We start from the raw sequence: 13420 nt of genomic DNA, 5'->3' as shown, positions 1-13420 counted from the left end.
GACGTTTCCCGTGAGCTCAGCCGTGGACACCCGTGTCGAGGCGTCGATCGCGCACGCCGCCGAGACCCTGTTCGACGCCCAGCGGCCGGAGGGATCCTGGCCCAACCGGCGGCCCACCGCCGTCCTGGGCACGGCCGGCGCGCTGGCCGCCCTGCACATCGCCGACCCGGAGCGCTCCCGCGACCTGATCGACCGCGGGGCCCGGTGGCTGCGCTCCGCCCAGGACCCGGGCGGAGGGTGGGGCGGCGTCGCCGGCGCCACCCCCCAACTGATCCCCACCGTGGTCGCGGCCGCGACCCTGCACCTGCTGGACCCGGACGGACACCGCGAAGCCGTGCGCCGCGCCCTGGACCAGGTGCGCGCGCAGGGCGGGCTGGAGGCGCTCACCGATCCCGGCATGGCCCACATGGCCAGGACCTTCCTCGCCCTCGCGGGCCTGGAGGACCTCACGGGCTCCCGGCGCATCCCCCTCGAACTGCTCCTGCTGCCCCCGCGGTTGTGGCGCGGCCGGCTCTCCTTCCGGGTGGCCCCGTTCGTCGCGATGGCGTTCATCCAGGCCCGCCACAGTCCGCCGACCGGGCTCGGGCGCCTCCTGTGGCGCGCGTCCCGGCAGGCCGGACTGCGCGCGCTCGCCCAGGTGGAACGGGGCGAGAACCAGCGCGGCGGATACGGCGGGGACAACTGGCTGGTGGCGGTGGTCTGCATCGGCCTCAGCTGCGCCGGGGCCCCGCCCGCGGCCGTCGCCGAGGCCGTCGGCTACCTCCGGTCCACCGTGCAGCCCGACGGCTCCTGGCACATCATGCAGGGCCTCGACCTGATCGGCGGCTCCTACGTGGCCCGCGGCCTGGCGGACGCCGGCTACACCGGCGACGAACGCCTCGTCCGGGCCCGGCAGTGGCTGCGCGGATGCCAGCAGGACCAGGCGTTCCCCGTCTTCGACGCCCCGCCCGGCGGCTGGGGCTGGGAGGGGCCGCGCGGCTGGCCGAACTTCCTCGACAGCGCCAACGTGCTGTCCGCGCTCGCCCCCGCCGGCGAGGAGGGCGGCGGAGAACTGCGCCGCGGGCTGCGCTGGCTGGAGTCCCGGCAGGACCGCAAGGGGTCGTGGGGGACCTTCGTACCCGACACCACACTGCCGAACGACGGCCCCTGCCCCTACGTCACCGCCCAGTCCGTCGAGGCCCTGCTGGACGGCGGGGCCTCGCCGGACGACCCCGCGGTCCGCCGCGCCCTGGACTGGCTGCTCACCCACCAGCGGCCGGACGGCGCCTACGAGGCGCTGTGGTACCGGGGCCTCACCGCGGGGACCTCCCTGGCACTGGTCGCCTTCGGCCGGGCCGGACTCGCCGGCCACCCGGTGGCCCGGCGGGCCCGCGAGGCCCTGCTGCGCGGACGGCTCGCGGACGGCTCCTGGGGCCCGGGCGAGACCGGGACACCCGGTGACGACCCCTCGCCGGGGACGGTCGAGGAGACCGCCTGGGCCCTGCGGGCGCTGCTCGCCTCCGGGGTGCCGGCCGACGACCCGCAGGTGCGCGGCGCGGCCGACTGGATCCTGGCGGCGCAGCGGCCGGACGGCCTGTGGCAGGCCGGGCAGGTCTGCATGCACATCCGGAACTTCGCCTACTACGTGGACGGCCTGATCGTCCACGGACTCGCGCTGAAGGCGCTGGGAGCCTACCGGGCCGGCCTGGCGGCCGACCGCCACGAAGGAGGGGGGACACGATGACGACAGGGCAGCAGGCGACCGGGCGGCGGACCGCCGGTCCGGTGGACGCGGACATCGTGATCTGCGGCGCCGGCGTCGCCGGCCTGGCGGCGGCCTGCGCGCTCGGCCGGCTCGGACTCGACGTCCTGCTGGTGGAGAAGCAGCGGTACCAGCCCCCGGTCGCGAAGGGCGAGGTCCTCCAGCCGGGCTCGCTGAACCTCCTGCACGACTGGGGCGTGCTCCGGGGGCTGGAGGCCAGGCGGGCGGTGCGGCTCAACCGCCTGGTCGCCCGGAGGGACGACGGCTCCGAACTGCTCGCCATGGACTTCGGCCAGCTCGACACCGAGCGCTCCTGGATGCTGGCCCACGACTACGCGACGATCCTGGAGTGCCTGGGCGAGTCCCTGGGCCCCACCGTGCGCCGGGAGGGCGGCGTCCTGGTCGACGACCTGCTGAGGGACGGGCACGGCCGCGTCACGGGTGTGCGGGCCGGCGGCGGGCGCGAGATCCGGGCCCGGGTCGTGCTGGCCGCCGACGGCAGGTCCTCGCGCCTGCGCCGGCTGTCCGGGATGACCGCGGACCCGGTGGCGTACGGCCACCGGCTGCTCTGCTTCGAGCTCTCCGGGAAGCCGCCGGTGGCCGACGAGGTGTCCGCCTACGTCACCGACCGGGGGCTGGTGATGGTCTATCCGCTGCCGGACGACCGGATCCGGGTCTACGTCCAGGTGGCGGCGGACGAGCTGCGGAAGGCCGACCGGGCGCGGCTGCGGCAGTGGTGCGAGGTGCTCCTCGCCGACGTACCCGCGCTCGGCCCGCTGGCCGGGGCGCTCCAGGACGGTCTGGACAGCCGGCAGCTGCTGCCGGTGTTCCAGTTCCGCGCACCCTCCCTGGTGCGGCCGGGCATCGCACTGATCGGGGAGGCCGCGCACGGCGTGCATCCGCTCGCGGCGCAGGGGATGAACACGGCCATCGGCGACGCGGCCGCGCTCGCCTCCCGGCTGGCCGGCGCGGACCTCGCGAGCCCGGCGGCGGCCGACGCGGCGCTGCGCGCCTACGAGACGGAACGCCTGGAGCGGATCAAGGGCATCCACACCATGAGCCACAACGCCGCGCGGATGATGACCAGCACCTCGCGCAGCGGGCGGGTGTTCGGTCGGCGCCTGCTCAGCGGGACGGCGCGGAGCGGGCGGCTGCGCTATCTGACGACCTACAACATGTCGGGCCTCGGCATGCGTCCGCTGGGCCCGCTGGACCGGCTCGTCCAGTTCGGGGTGCTGCCCGAGCGCCGGGCGGCGATGCCCCTCCTCGGTACGAGATGACCGGCGTTCCGCAGCACACGGGGACGAGACCGTGCAGGCAGGAACCGTTCAGGGCTGGAACAGCCGCAACGACTGGAAGGGTTGACACGATGTCGGACACACGCAAGGCGGCCTTCGAGGTCCGTCCGCTGACCGCGGCTCTGGGCGCGGAGATCCACGGGCTGCGCCTGGAGGACATCACGGACGGGCAGTTCGCCGAACTGCGCCGGCTGCTGCTGGAGCACCTGGTGCTCTTCGTCCCGGACCAGCAGGGGTGGTCGCCCGAGTCGCGCACCGCCTTCGGACGGCGCTTCGGGGAGCTGGAGGTCCACCCCTACCTTCCCCACCTCGACGGGCACCCCGAGATCCAGATCATCGACTCGGAGCAGGACGGCAAGATCCCCATCTGGCACACCGACATGACCTACTCGCCGAACCCGCCGATCGGGTCCGTCCTGCAGATCGTCCGCAGCCCCGGCGTGGGCGGCGACACCATGTGGTCGAACCAGTACCTGGCCTACGAGGCGCTGTCCGCCCCGCTGCGGGAGCTGCTGGACGGGCTGACCGCCGTCCACGCCATCCGCATTCCGGGGCTGGAGAGCCGGGCGGAGCACCCCGTCGTCCGGGTCCACCCGGAGACCGGGCGCCGGGCCCTGTTCGTGAACCGGGCCCACACCTCGCACATCGCCCAGCTCAGCCGCAACGAGAGCGACGCGCTCCTGCAGTACCTCGCCGAGTTCGCCACCTCGCCGCAGTTCACCTGCCGCTACCAGTGGCGGCCGGGCGACGTGGCGATCTGGGACAACCGCGTCACCCAGCACTACGCCGTCGACGACTACACGGAGCGCCGTACGGGCTACCGCGTCGTCGTCCTCGGCGACACGCCCACCGGGAACGAGGCCCGCTGGGAGCAGTACCAGCCCAAGCCGGGGGAGCGCTACGCCCCGGGCCGGATGAACGCGAAGGAGTCCTACTGACGACCCTCCCCGCGACGGATCCGACGGACGGCCCGTTCTCATGTGCACGCAAGTGAGAGGTGTTGAGTGTCATGCTAGGAGCAACCCAACTACTCACCCCCAGGCAGACCGAAGTGGTCCGGCTCGCAGTTCTCGGCCTGACCGCGAAGGAGACCGCTCGCCGGCTGGGCATCTCGAAGAACACCGTCGACGAGCACCTGCGGGACGCCCGGCTGCGGGTCGGGGCGGCCAGCAAGTCCCGCCTGATCGGCTGGGCGGTCGCGTCCGGGATCGTCCAGTTCTGACGGTCCGTTCCTGAGCGGACCCGCATCGCACGAGGGGGCGGCCGCCCGGCTGTTGAAGCCGGGCGGCCGCCCCCCTCGTCCTGCTCCACGTCCCGTTCTATGGCTTGTCTGACAGTTCCCGCCGCGCGCTGACGCGACGCGAACTGTCAGACAAGCCCTAGTCCCGGAGGGCTGCGGGTGCGTCCGCGGAGACCGACTCCCTGGAGGCCTCCGCCTCGACGAGCCGCCTGGGCAGGATCCACCGCAGCAGGGGACCGGCCATCGCCGTGGTGACCACGGCCATCACCACCATCAGCGAGTACAGTTCGCGGTCGATGATCCCCAGGCTCAACCCCACGCTCAGGGCGATGAGTTCGGTGAGGCCGCGGGTGTTCATCAGGGTGGCCAGGGCCGCGGACTGGCGGGCCGGCATCCCCTTCCCCCGGGCCGAGAGGTACGCCCCCGCGAACTTGCCGCCGATGGCCACCAGGAGGATCAGGGCGAGGTCCCGGAGGCCGCCCAGGCCGATTCCGGACAGGTCGACGTTGAGACCGGCGGTGAGGAAGAAGACCGGCAGCAGCATGGTCTGGCCCAACTGCCCCAGCTGGTCGTGGATCTGGGCGCGCAGCCGCGCGGTCTGCTCGCGCGGGATGACGGCGCCGAACAGGAAGGCCCCGAAGATGAAGTGCAGGCCGACCCACTCCGTCGCCCCCGCGGAGAGCAGCAGCCCCGCGAGGATGCCGGCGAACCCGGCGGGGCCGAGGGTGCCGGAACGGGCCAGGAGGCGTCGTAGCAGCGGGCGCACCACGAACAGCATCCCCAGCAGGTAGGGCACCAGGAGCAGGACGCGCCACTGCTCGGCGCCGGCCGCACCGCTGAGCGCGGTCACCGCGGCGAGGACCGACCAGGCCAGGACGTCGTCGATGGAGGCGCAGGCGAGCGCCAGGACGCCCAGGGTGGTGCGGGCCAGGCCGCGTTCGGTGAGGATCCGGGCCAGCACCGGGAACGCGGTGATCGACATGGCGATGCCGAGGAAGAGGACGAACGCGGTGTGGTTCGGACTCTGATGCCCCCTCAGGAGGTAGAGGCCCAGCAGGGATCCGAGGCCGAAGGGGAGCAGGATGGAGCTGAGCGAGACGGTGACGGCGAAGCCGCCGGAGCCCCGGGCCTGGGCGACGTCCCACTCCAGGCCGACGGTGAACATGAAGACGGCCACCCCGATGGTGGCCAGTGCGCTGAGCTGCGGCCGGATGTCGGCCGGGAAGAGGTGGCCGGAGATCGCGTCGCCCGCGAGCGTCGGCCCCAGCAGGATGCCGGCCAGGACTTCGCCGATCACCGCGGGCTGGTCAAGTCGTCGGGCCAGCGCTCCGAGCAGCCGTGCCAGGAGGACGACGGCGGCGAGTCCGACGAGCAGTTCCGTGATGTGCTGGGCTTTCATGGGCCCCCGTTTCGGTCGGACGGGCAGGACAGGGGCGCGCTGAGCCGGGAGCGGGACCGGAGACGGGGCGGCCGGCGGGGCGGCGCGCTCGATGCCCAGGGCCGAGGGACCCGTCGCGGGTCGGTGGCATCCTCCGGGGCGGGGCGGTGGTCCGAGCGGTTCTCGGTAACGGATCGCCTGGGGGGGGGGAGTTCGGCCGCTGCCCTGGGGTCGCGTATCCGGCCCCGGGAGTCGGGTGCGGCGGGAGCAGGCCCGGTGCGGATTCCCGCCAGGCCCGCGGCCCGCGGCCGGCGGCTGGTGCCGGCCCCGGCGGCACGCCCGCGGGCGTCAGCGCGCAAGTGGACACGCCGCACAATAGTGGGCGATCGCCCACTCGTCAAGGGCTGATCGTCAAGACCCGTCCACCGGCGGCCACTTGGCCAACCCTGATCGCCGGGTCCCGCCCGCGAAGCGCCCGTACCGCCCGGCCGCGGGTGTGCGGACGGGCGGCGCGGGCGGAACGGGTCGGAGCTACCGTGCGGCGCCGGCGACGACCGACGTCACGACCTTGCGCACCTCGTCGGCCTCCGGGGCGACGCCCTGCCGGCCGGCGAACAGCAGATGGCCGGTTCCGATCAGGGTGAGCGCGAGCATGTCGACGTCGGCGCCGGACGGGATCCGGCCCTGGGCGCGCTCGGCGGTGAGGTACGACGCGATCATGGCGGTCGCCTCGGTCAGGACCGGGACGCCCGAGGAGCCGGCCTGGTGCAGCCGGGCGCGCAGTTCGTCGCGGGCGGTGACGAGGCCGACGATGGCCACCGCGACCGACCCGAACAGGTCCATCAGCGCCGCGGTGAGGTTGTCGGCGACGGTGTTCGTCCCGGCCGCGGCGTGCAGGGCGTGCCCCTGGGCCCGGATCCTGCCGATGCGGTCCAGGACGAGCGCGGCGAGGAAGGCGTCGAAGTCGTCGAAGTGCCGGTGCAGGACGCCCTTGGCGCAACCCGCCTCGGTGGTGACGGCGCGGCTGGTCAGCGCGTTCGGCCCGCCCTGGAGCAGGACTCGCTCGGCGGCGTCGAACAGCTGCTGGGAGACGTCACGGATCGCTGTCCCGGTCGGCATCGGGTCTCCCTTCCTTCCTTTCGGGCCCCGTTTCCGCGGCGGAACGGGTGATGGTGTTTGACGAGTGGGCACGTGCCCACTAGTGTGGGCGCATGCCCACTATACCCCCAAACGCATCAACGGGTATGCCTTCGGGATGCCCCCGATCGGCGGCTTCGGGGCGCGACACCTACACGGTGCCGGCGCCGGTCCGCGAGGCGTGGCGGCAGGCGCCGGTACGGGAGGTCACCACCGAGTCCGGTCAGAAGGGCTGGCTGGTCACCGGGATGGCCGAAGTCCGGACCGTGCTGTCCGACCCGCGTTTCAGCCGGGCCGAGGCGCGGCGGATCGGCGCGGTCGTCATCCCGTCGGCGGTCCTGGCGAAGCCCGGCATCAACGATCTCGACGGGCCCGAGCACGTGCGGATGCGCCGTCTGGTGGCCGGAGCGTTCAGCGCCCACCGGATCCGCGCCCTGCGGCCGCGCATCCAGCAGATCGTCGACGGGCTGATCGCGGACCTCCTCGACGCGGGCCCGCAGGGCGACCTGGTCGCCGGCCTGTGCCGCCCGCTGCCGCTCACCGTCATCTTCGAGGTCCTCGGCGTCCCGCAGGAGGACCGGGAGCGCTTCAGCGGCTGGGCCGACCGCGTGATGGCCACCACGGCCTACCCTCCGGGGGAGTCGCTGAAGGCGCTCGAGTCGGTCGTCACCTACATGGCCGACCTGGTCGCGGCCAAGCGCCGCACCCCGGACGACAGCCTGCTCCAGGAGCTGATCACGGCCCGCGACGAGGAGGACCGGCTGAGCGAGGTGGAACTGGTCCACCTCGGCTGCGGCCTGCTGATGGCCGGCAACGAGTCCACCGCGACCGAGCTCGGCAAGGGCCTGGCCGCCCTGCTCGACAACCCGGAGCAGCTCGCCCTGCTGCGCGCCGACCCCTCGCTGGTGCCCGCCGCGGTGGAGGAGGTGCTCCGGTACGCGCCGCTGAGCGCCCGTGAGAACGGGGGCCAGGTGCGGGCCACCACGTGCGACGTCGAGCTCGGCGGCGTGGTGATCCCCGCGCAGAGCGTGGTCTTCGCCAGCCTGCCGGGCGCCAACTTCGACCCGGAGGCGTTCCCCGGGCCCGAGCGGTTCGACATCACCCGCGAGGGCGCCGGCGGCCACGTGACCTTCGGGTACGGCGCGCACCGCTGCCTGGGTGCCCAACTCGCCCGGATGGAGCTGGAGGTGGCGTTCGCTAGCGTGCTCGCCGCCTTCCCCGGGCTGCGGTTGGCCGTGCCCGCCGAGGAACTGGCCAACGCCCAGGGCCGGTTGATCAGCGGGATGCAGGCGCTGCCCGTCACCTGGTGACCCCGCGGCCGCCCTGCCCGCCGCGCCCACCCCCTCCCGTCGCACCCGCCCTCGGCACCGGACTCCCCACCGGACTCCGCGCATACCCCCCGTCGGTCCCATCGCGAAAGAAGACGAGTTGATGACTGATCAGACGACCACTCCCGACGGGCCGGCACCGGTGGGGGAGGCCCCTCCGTCCAAGGAGGTGGCCGGCTTCTACAACGACCTCAGCGGCCTGCTGACCGAGCTGTTCGGCGGGAGCCTGCACGAGGGCTACTGGAAGTCCCCGGACGATCCGGCGACGATGGCGGAGGCCTCCCAACAGCTCACCGACCTGCTGGCGGAGAAGCTCGGGGTGAGCCCGGCCAGCCGGGTGCTCGACCTCGGGTGCGGCTCGGGCGCGCCGTCCATCCGGCTCGCCCGGTCGACGGGTGCGCGGGTCGTCGGCATCACCAACAGCGCCGTGCAGATCGAGGCCGCCCGGCGCAACGCCGAGGGTGCGGGAGTGGGCGACCAGGTGACCTTCACCTGCGCGGACGCGACGGTCCTGGACTTCGAGGCGGATTCGTTCGACGGTGTCCTGATGATCGAGTCGATCTTCCACCTGCCGGACCGGCTCGGCGCGCTGCGGGAGGTGGCCCGGGTGCTCAGGCCGGGCGGCCGGGTGGCCCTGACCGACCTGCTGGACCTGGATCCGGCGCCGGCTCCGATGGAGGAGGCGGTGGGGGACCTGGCCGAGCACTCGCGGGAGCACGGACACGCCCCGCTGGTGGCCAGGCCGATCCGCCTGGAGGACTACTCCGCGCTCCTGGTGCAGGCCGGCCTGGTGCCGGTCGAGCGGGCCGACATCACCGACCACACGGTGGCCCGCACGCTCGACTGCCTGCGGCAGAGGCTCACCGACGACCACGAGGAGCTCGTGCGCACGTACGGGATCCAGGTCGTCCGGCAGTACGAGTCCGTCCTCCCCCTCCTGGAGAAGGCCGGCTTCGGCTACGGCGTGGTGGTCGCGGCCGCCCCCGAACGGCCGTGACGCACCCGCGGGCCGACAGCCGGGGCCGGTCGTCGGTGCCGACTGCCGGGGCTGACTGCGAGTCAGGCCGCAGCGTCCACGTCGAGTTGACGAGTGGGCGCGCGCCCACCTAAAATGGGCACATGCCCACTAACTCAGACAGTGAAGTCCACCGGCAGCGACAGGTGGCGGAGTCGTTCGGGGCGGACGCCGAACGCTACGACCGGGCCCGACCCCGCTACCCCGAGCCGATGGTGGAGCAGATCGTCGCCGGCGGCCCCGGCCTCGACATCCTCGACGTCGGTACCGGTACCGGCATCGTGGCCCGGCAGTTCCAGAAGATCGGCGGCAACGTTCTCGGGGTCGAGCCCGACGTCCGACTGGCCGATCTGGCACGCCAGTTCGGCCTGAAGGTCGACGTGGCGACCTTCGAGGACTGGGACCCGGCCGCCCGGCAGTTCGACGCGGTGGTCGCCGCCCAGGCCTGGCACTGGGTCGACCCGGTCGCGGGTGCGGCCAAGGCCGCGCAGATCCTGCGCCCCGGCGGCCGCCTGGCCGCCTTCTGGAACGTCTTCCAGTTCCCGCCCGAGGTGGCGGACGCGATCGCCGACGTCTGCCAGCGGGTCATGCCCAACGCGCCCTTCGACTTCGGGGCGATGCTCCGGGGCGCCATGGACGGGTACCAGGCGTTCTTCGCCAAGACCTCCGACGGGATCCGCGAGGTGGGCGGCTTCGGCGAGCCGGAGCAGTGGCGCTTCGACTGGGAGTGGGTCTACAGCCGTGAGGCCTGGCTGGACCAGATGCCCACGCTCGGTGCCTTCACCCGGCTCCCGCCGGACAAGATGGCGGAGGTGCTGGAGGGCGCCGGGGCCGCGATCGACGGCCTGGGCGGCAGCTTCACGATGAACTACGCGACGGTGGCGGTCACCGCGGTGCGCTCCGGCGCCTGAGGCGGCCCGCCCGGTACGTCCGTCGCCGGAGGGGACGCCGGCGGCGGAGCCGGATCCCGCGGTGGTCCGCCACCGCGGGATCCGGCACCCCCGCGGCCCCTCGGGCCCTCGGCCTCGATCGGATTCCCGGATTCCTTGGAAAGGGCGTCATGAAAGTTCTGGTGCTGGGCGGAACGCACTTCGTGGGACGCAGCATCGTCGATGCCGCACTTGAGCGCGGCGACGAGGTCAGTACCCTCAACCGGGGCAGTCGCCCGGCCGCCGGGAGCGTCGAGTCGCTGATCGCCGACCGGACCGATCCGCAGGCGCTGGACCGCGTCCTGCGCGACCGCAAGTGGGACGCGGTGATCGACACCTGGACGGGCGCCCCCCGGGTCCTCGGCGACACCTGCGCACTGCTGGCCGACCGAACCGGGCACTACGCGTACGTCTCCAGCTGGGTGGTGTACCGGCCGCCGGTGCCGATCGGGGCCGACGAGAGCGCCGCCACGATCGACGGCGATCCGGACGACGAGGCCGACGGCTTCTACCCGGTCGCCAAGCGCGGCTGTGAGCTCGCCGTCCAACGCGGCTTCGGCGACCGCGCGTTGATCACCCGCCCCGGTCCGATGCTGGGCCCGTACGAGGACGTCGGCTCGCTGACCTGGTGGCTGCGCCGCATCCACCGCGGCGGGCGGGTCCTGGCGCCCGGTCGTGCGGAGGACCCCTTCCAGTACGTCGACGTCCGCGACCACGCGCCCTGGCTGCTGGACGCCGCGGAGCGCGGCACCGGCGGCGTGTTCAACACGGTGACCGCCCGCGGCCGATTCACGATGGGCGCGCTCCTGGAGACGATGCGCGAGGTGACCGGCTCCGACGCGGAGCTGGTCTGGGTCGGCGACGACGAGCTCCTGGCCGCCGGCGTCCGCCCCTACGTCGACATCCCCCTGTGGCTCCCCGCCGCGATGCGCGGCGGTATCAACGACGTCGACGTCTCGGCGGCCCACGCCGCCGGGCTCGACACCAGCCGCCCGCTCCGGGACACCCTGGCCGACAGCTGGGCCTGGCTGGAGCGCGAGGGCGAGCCGCCGTGGCAGGGCGCCACCGCCCGAGGACTGGACCCGGCCGTCGAGCAGCGCGTCCTCGACCAGACCGGCTGAACGCCGCCGCGCGGCCGCCGGGAGCGGACGACGGCGGGACCACCAACGACGAAGGGGCCGGCCGCGGCACACCGGCGGCGTCCGACCGGGCGGTGGCCGCGGCCGGCCCCGAAGGAGGGCACATGGCAAGCGGTGCAGGGGTGTCGGCGGGGCGTCTCTCCCAGCGGGAGGCCGAGGACGGCTTCTACAACGACACGAGCGAGTTCCTCGCCGAACTGTCGGGCGGAAGCCTGCACATGGGCTACTGGGAGTCCCCGTCGGACGGCGCGACGATGGCCGAGGCGTCCCGCAGGCTCACCGGTCTGATGGCGGAGCGGATCAGGATCGGCCCGGGGGACCGGGTCCTCGACATCGGCTGCGGGACGGGTGCGCCGGCGATCCAGCTCGCGCGGTCGACGGGCGCCACGGTCGTCGGCATCACCAACAGCCCGGTGCAGGCCCGGCTCGCCACCGAGAAGGCCGAGGCGGCCGGGGTCGCCGACCGGGTGGAGTTCCGGTGCGAGGACGCGGTCGGCCTCGGCTTCCCCGCGGAGTCCTTCGACGCGGTCTGGCTGGTCGAGTCGATCATGGCGATGCCGGACCGGCTCGCGGTGCTCCGGCAGGCGGCGGCCGTCCTCAAACCCGGTGGGCGGCTGGCCCTCACCGACTTCCTGGAGCGGACCGCACCCGCCGCCGGCACCGCGGGGAGCGCCGCGCCGCAGTACGCCGTGCTGCTGGGCAAACTGATGCCGCTCCAGGACTATCCGCCGCTGCTCGACGAGGCCGGCCTGGTCCCCGTCGAGATCACCGATGTCAGCGACCGGACGGTCGCCCGGACGCTGGACTGCATGCGCCGGAAGCTGGAGGACGACCGCGAGTCGCTCACCCTGCGGTTCGGCGCCCAGGTCGTGGAGCAGTTCGACAGCATCGTCCTGCGCCTGCAGGCGGTCGGCTTCGGCTACGGCGTCGTGGTCGCCGAGCGGCCCGGACGGTAGGAAACGCGACGGGCCGGCCCGCCTGCGCCCGAGGGGTGCAGGCGGACCGGCCCGCTGTGGTGGATGCCGGGGCGGACCCGCGGGCCGCTACGGCTGGACGAACCCGACCTCGGGGAAGGCTGCGGAGGGACCGTCGAGCAGCGCGCCCGGGATGCCGCGCAGCTGCTGGTCGAGGAAGGCGCCCACGTAGGCGCGGGTGATCGCGGTCGCGCGCTCACCCGAGACGGTCCCGAACAGGGCGGGCTTGAGGACGGGCGGGATCACCTGGGTCAGGTCGAAGTGCTCGTACAGCCAGTGGGCGTCGCTGAAGGACATGTGGCCGGCGGTGGGGACGCTGAGCCAGCGCTTCCAGCCGGCGAGGACGCTCCAGCGGTCGGCCCAGTTGGCCGCCGGCGTACCCCCGGCGGTCGGCCACTGGGCGCCGACCAGGAGCACCGGCCGCCCCAGCGGCTGTGCGGGCGGCGGCGTGAGGAAGGTGCCCTCCAGGTTGACGGCGGCGGCGACGCGCGGGTCCTCGCCCGCGGTCTCGACGGCGCTCGTCCCGCCGACGGCGTGGCCGATGACGGCGATCCGGGAGCAGTCGACCTGGAGCCCGGAGCGGGGGGAGGTCAGCTGGTCGAGGAGGAAGCGGATGTCCTTCACCCGGCTGCGGACGACCTCGGGGCCGCCCTGGCCGGTGCAGTTCAGACAGGGCTCCAGCCGGCCGCCCGGGAACTCGACGACCGCCTCGTAGGTGTGGTCCAGTGCGGCCACCAGGTAGCCCTTGGAGGCGAGGTCCTCGGCCAGCGCCGTCAGCGAGACGCGGCTCATGCCGAAGCCGGGGGAGAGCACCGCCAGCGGCCGCCGCCCGGGCAGCGGGACGGCGTTGACGGTGGCGTGGGTGCGCACGGTGCCGAGCGCGTCCGTGCCGAAGGCCGCCGCGGACAGCTGCGGGGACATGAACGCGGCCTCGCGGCCCGAGGGGAACAGGGCCGGGTACCAGAGGGTGGCCATCAGCTCCCGGAAGCCGGTGTCCGGCTTCCACGGATCGGGGCGGGAGGTGTCCTTCAGGTACAGCGTCCTGGTGCCGACCAGGTGGCCTCCCGTCGGCGCCGGCAGCTCGGGGCCGGTGGGGGCGGTCCGCGGGACGGGCCGGGCGGGTGCGGCGGCCGCGAACGGCGCGCCCACCAGCAGCAGCCCGAGCAGCGCGACCAACGGAGCGAAAAGGCGTACGAATCGTTGGGACATGAGTCCATGCTACGGAGAAATGGGCGATCGCC

Annotated in this window: 12 protein-coding genes; 9 read left to right on the top strand and 3 right to left on the bottom strand. The window is 73.8% G+C overall.

The features are described 5' to 3' along the window. Positions 1-10 precede the first annotated feature (10 nt). The 4 genes from ACGFZP_RS38165 (at position 11) to ACGFZP_RS38150 (ending at position 4261) form a co-directional block, all read left to right on the top strand. Positions 11-1723: a prenyltransferase/squalene oxidase repeat-containing protein gene (locus tag ACGFZP_RS38165; protein WP_392941678.1), complete on the top strand. Its 1713-nt coding sequence runs from the start codon at positions 11-13 to the stop codon at positions 1721-1723. Then, positions 1720-3021 carry an FAD-dependent oxidoreductase gene (locus ACGFZP_RS38160; protein WP_392941676.1) on the top strand — a complete coding sequence of 434 codons (1302 nt, stop codon included), beginning with the start codon at positions 1720-1722 and terminating at the stop codon, positions 3019-3021. Before ACGFZP_RS38165 ends, ACGFZP_RS38160 begins: the two co-directional genes overlap by 4 nt. An 89-nt stretch (positions 3022-3110) precedes the next feature. Beyond that, positions 3111-3977, top strand: a complete 867-nt coding sequence (locus ACGFZP_RS38155) for a TauD/TfdA dioxygenase family protein (protein ID WP_392941673.1) — start codon at positions 3111-3113, stop codon at positions 3975-3977. A 71-nt stretch (positions 3978-4048) separates the two neighbouring features. After that, positions 4049-4261, top strand: a complete 213-nt coding sequence (locus ACGFZP_RS38150) for a LuxR C-terminal-related transcriptional regulator (RefSeq protein WP_387952578.1) — start codon at positions 4049-4051, stop codon at positions 4259-4261. A gap of 157 nt (positions 4262-4418) precedes the next feature. On the opposite strand, the gene ACGFZP_RS38145 is transcribed toward ACGFZP_RS38150, so the two are convergent. Together ACGFZP_RS38145 and ACGFZP_RS38140 are read right to left on the bottom strand one after the other, a co-directional pair. Then, positions 4419-5678: a cation:proton antiporter gene (locus tag ACGFZP_RS38145; protein ID WP_392941670.1), complete on the bottom strand. Its 1260-nt coding sequence runs from the start codon at positions 5676-5678 to the stop codon at positions 4419-4421. Positions 5679-6188: 510 nt separating this feature from the next. Further along, a complete protein-coding gene (locus ACGFZP_RS38140) occupies positions 6189-6776 on the bottom strand; it encodes a TetR/AcrR family transcriptional regulator (protein WP_392941667.1) in 588 nt (195 codons plus the stop codon). Between the two features lie 176 nt (positions 6777-6952). Between ACGFZP_RS38140 and ACGFZP_RS38135 the strand changes: the two genes are divergently transcribed. The 5 genes from ACGFZP_RS38135 to ACGFZP_RS38115 all read left to right on the top strand — a co-directional run bounded on the left by ACGFZP_RS38135 (position 6953) and on the right by ACGFZP_RS38115 (position 12161). Continuing rightward, positions 6953-8104, top strand: coding sequence for a cytochrome P450 (locus ACGFZP_RS38135; RefSeq protein WP_392941665.1), 1152 nt, complete (start codon positions 6953-6955; stop codon positions 8102-8104). Between the two features lie 121 nt (positions 8105-8225). Further along, positions 8226-9119, top strand: coding sequence for an SAM-dependent methyltransferase (locus ACGFZP_RS38130; RefSeq protein ID WP_392941662.1), 894 nt, complete (start codon positions 8226-8228; stop codon positions 9117-9119). 122 nt (positions 9120-9241) lie between these two features. After that, a complete protein-coding gene (locus ACGFZP_RS38125; RefSeq protein WP_392941659.1) occupies positions 9242-10048 on the top strand; it encodes a class I SAM-dependent methyltransferase in 807 nt (268 codons plus the stop codon). A 149-nt stretch (positions 10049-10197) separates the two neighbouring features. Beyond that, positions 10198-11187, top strand: coding sequence for an NAD-dependent epimerase/dehydratase family protein (locus ACGFZP_RS38120; protein WP_392941657.1), 990 nt, complete (start codon positions 10198-10200; stop codon positions 11185-11187). 122 nt (positions 11188-11309) lie between these two features. Next, positions 11310-12161 carry an SAM-dependent methyltransferase gene (locus tag ACGFZP_RS38115; RefSeq protein ID WP_392941654.1) on the top strand — a complete coding sequence of 284 codons (852 nt, stop codon included), beginning with the start codon at positions 11310-11312 and terminating at the stop codon, positions 12159-12161. An 87-nt stretch (positions 12162-12248) separates the two neighbouring features. Here ACGFZP_RS38115 and ACGFZP_RS38110 read toward each other — a convergent pair whose 3' ends face one another. After that, the gene (locus tag ACGFZP_RS38110; protein WP_392941652.1) at positions 12249-13388 is read right to left on the bottom strand and encodes an alpha/beta hydrolase family protein; all 1140 of its coding nucleotides are present in this window, start codon (positions 13386-13388) and stop codon (positions 12249-12251) included. Positions 13389-13420: the final 32 nt, after the last annotated feature.

The sequence above is a fragment of the Kitasatospora sp. NPDC048239 genome, from assembly GCF_043202015.1.
In the GTDB taxonomy this organism is placed as follows: Bacteria; Actinomycetota; Actinomycetes; order Streptomycetales; family Streptomycetaceae; genus Kitasatospora.
Note: the sequence above shows the minus strand (reverse complement) of the source record. Positions and strands in the feature narration are given on the sequence as shown.

Excerpts from the sequence above, each read along its gene's own strand:
- ACGFZP_RS38115 (WP_392941654.1), top strand. The coding sequence starts at position 11,310 with ATGGCAAGCGGTGCAGGGGTGTCGGCGGGGCGTCTCTCCCAGCGGGAG.
- ACGFZP_RS38130 (WP_392941662.1), top strand. The coding sequence starts at position 8,226 with ATGACTGATCAGACGACCACTCCCGACGGGCCGGCACCGGTGGGGGAG.
- ACGFZP_RS38110 (WP_392941652.1), bottom strand. The coding sequence starts at position 13,388 with ATGTCCCAACGATTCGTACGCCTTTTCGCTCCGTTGGTCGCGCTGCTC.
- ACGFZP_RS38150 (WP_387952578.1), top strand. The coding sequence starts at position 4,049 with ATGCTAGGAGCAACCCAACTACTCACCCCCAGGCAGACCGAAGTGGTC.
- ACGFZP_RS38125 (WP_392941659.1), top strand. The coding sequence starts at position 9,242 with ATGCCCACTAACTCAGACAGTGAAGTCCACCGGCAGCGACAGGTGGCG.
- ACGFZP_RS38160 (WP_392941676.1), top strand. The coding sequence starts at position 1,720 with ATGACGACAGGGCAGCAGGCGACCGGGCGGCGGACCGCCGGTCCGGTG.
- ACGFZP_RS38155 (WP_392941673.1), top strand. The coding sequence starts at position 3,111 with ATGTCGGACACACGCAAGGCGGCCTTCGAGGTCCGTCCGCTGACCGCG.
- ACGFZP_RS38140 (WP_392941667.1), bottom strand. The coding sequence starts at position 6,776 with ATGCCGACCGGGACAGCGATCCGTGACGTCTCCCAGCAGCTGTTCGAC.
- ACGFZP_RS38120 (WP_392941657.1), top strand. The coding sequence starts at position 10,198 with ATGAAAGTTCTGGTGCTGGGCGGAACGCACTTCGTGGGACGCAGCATC.
- ACGFZP_RS38145 (WP_392941670.1), bottom strand. The coding sequence starts at position 5,678 with ATGAAAGCCCAGCACATCACGGAACTGCTCGTCGGACTCGCCGCCGTC.